Here is a 1,172-nt window from a genome sequence, read left to right as displayed (position 1 = left end):
GTGGTGCATGTCGGTATCGAGTACGGCGACGCGCTCGAAGCCATCGCGCAACGCCTGCGCCGCCACCGCCGCATTGTTGATGTAGCAGAACCCGCCGGCAGCATCGAAGCGGGCGTGATGACCTGGCGGGCGGCACAGAGCATAGGCTGCCGGCGCGCCGTCGAGGATGTCTTTAGCGGCAGCGACGGCGCTTTGGGCGGACCAATACGCCGAGCGCCAAGTGAGTTCGCCAACCGGGCAACTGCCGTCGGCGAGGTAGCGCGCCGCCTGGGCGAGGATGCCGCGCAGGGCGTTGGGTTCGCGCACGAAGATGTTGGACATGACTTCGTCGCCCCAGTCTTCAGGGATTTCTTTCCAGCGCTGGTGGGCTTCCTGGAGGAAGGTCAGGTAGGCGGCGCCGTGTACAGCCAACAGTGGATCGAGGCCATGGTCGTGCGGTTGCTGGATCTCGAAGCCCAGGGTTTGGGCAGCCAGCAGCAGATTGCGGGCGCGCTCCGGTACTTCCTGCGGGGTACGCATCTGGCCTCGGGAGTAGTAGCTGCGAGGATGGTGCAGGAGTTGTTCGGGGTGGAAAAAAGTACGCATGGGATTTCTCCTTACTGAACCTGGCCGGCACGTTTCAACACGGCATTGAGCAATACATCGGTGCCTTGGCGAACGTCCTCGGGCAGCACGTCTTCCGCTTCGTTATGACTCAAGCCGCCCACACACGGGATAAAGACCATCGCCGTCGGGCAGAACCGCGCCAGGTGGATGGCGTCGTGGCCAGCACCGCTGACTATCGATTGCTGGGCATAACCCAACGCATCCACAGCAGACTGCACACAGGCGACACACTCGGCATCAAACGGTGTCGCCGGGCTGATCCAGTGCGGGCTGACGGTGACGCTCAGACCACGTTGGGCAGCGATATCCTGCAAGCGGGTGCGCACCTGTTGCTCCATGGCTTCTATGTCGGCGTCGCGGTGATGGCGCAGGTCGACGGTGAAATTCAGCAGGCCGGGAATGGTATTGCGCGACGACTTGGCGATGCTCAATTCGCCCACGGTGGTCAGGCCTTCAGGCGCAAAATCAGCCGCCAGGTTTTCCAGCGCTTGAATCATCTGCGCGGCGCCGTACAAGGCGTCCTTGCGCAGCGGCATCGGTGTGGTGCCGGCATGGGCAGCCATGCC

At 63.2% G+C, this 1,172-nt stretch carries 2 protein-coding genes; both read right to left on the bottom strand.

Annotated elements, in window-relative coordinates:
• Positions 1 to 585, bottom strand: a 585-nt coding sequence (locus ACZ6ZQ_RS38590; RefSeq protein WP_469773200.1) for an arginase family protein, incomplete at its 3' end; no start/stop codon positions are given.
• A gap of 11 nt (positions 586 to 596) precedes the next feature.
• The coding region (locus tag ACZ6ZQ_RS38585) for a M20/M25/M40 family metallo-hydrolase (protein ID WP_469773199.1) at positions 597 to 1,172 on the bottom strand (576 nt) is incomplete at its 5' end.

The sequence above is a fragment of the Streptomyces sp. NPDC053673 genome (genome assembly GCF_055585225.1).
Note: the sequence above shows the minus strand (reverse complement) of the source record. Positions and strands in the feature narration are given on the sequence as shown.